Raw genomic sequence first — 407 nt, 5'->3', positions numbered from 1 at the left:
GTCTATACCATGTTCCGCCACATAGTGCCGAACTGCCTTGGTCCGGTAATCGTGTTGGCAACCTCCATGTTCGGATCGGTCCTGCTGACTGAGAGTGCACTCAGCTTCCTTGGTCTTGGTGTGCCGCCGCCAGCGCCGACCTGGGGCAACATGCTGGCCAGTGGCCGTCCCCACATCGCCGAAGCTGTCTGGCTCGGCATCTTCCCGGGTCTCTGCATCTCCCTGTCACTACTTGGCATAAATCTGTTCGGTGATGCGATCCGCGATCGTTTCGACCCCCGCATGCGAGGATTGTAAGCAATGAAACAGCCTCTTATTCAGGTCGAAAATCTTAGCCTTTCCGTAAACGGTATTGATGACCACCGTATCGTAAGCGATGTTTCGTTCAGCGTTGGTGCGGGTGAAAT

General features: G+C 55.3%; 1 protein-coding gene. It reads left to right on the top strand.

Features of this window, described 5'->3' with window-relative positions:
* A partial coding sequence (locus AB4Z23_RS28775; RefSeq protein WP_441361350.1) for an ABC transporter permease occupies nucleotides 1-297 on the top strand: 297 nt, incomplete at its 5' end.
* Nucleotides 298-407 lie beyond the last annotated feature (110 nt).

This window comes from Agrobacterium sp. MCAB5, from assembly GCF_052114365.1.
GTDB classification, from domain to species: Bacteria; Pseudomonadota; Alphaproteobacteria; order Rhizobiales; family Rhizobiaceae; genus Agrobacterium; species Agrobacterium tumefaciens.
Note: the sequence above shows the minus strand (reverse complement) of the source record. Positions and strands in the feature narration are given on the sequence as shown.